We start from the raw sequence: 235 nt of genomic DNA on the forward strand, positions 1-235 counted from the left end.
TCTCGAGGCCCGCCGGAATGATGCCCGCGGCGATGATGCCGGCGACCGCGTCGCCGCCTTTCACCACGTCGTCGAAACTGGCCATGATGACCTGCGCCGTTTGCGGTTTCGGAATCAGCTTGACGGTGACTTCGGTGACGATCGCGAACATGCCTTCGCTGCCGATCAGCACGGCGAGCAGATCGAGGCCGGGCGCGTCGGGTCCGAGCGAACCGAATTCGACGATCTCGCCTTC

Annotated in this window: 1 pseudogene; it reads right to left on the minus strand. The window is 64.7% G+C overall.

Going from position 1 to position 235, the window contains the following annotated elements:
* A pseudogene (locus SB753_RS41415) lies at window positions 1–235 on the minus strand (FAD-binding oxidoreductase); the annotation flags it as partial.

This window comes from Paraburkholderia sp. SIMBA_053, from assembly GCF_046534895.1.
Classification (GTDB): Bacteria; Pseudomonadota; Gammaproteobacteria; order Burkholderiales; family Burkholderiaceae; genus Paraburkholderia; species Paraburkholderia caledonica.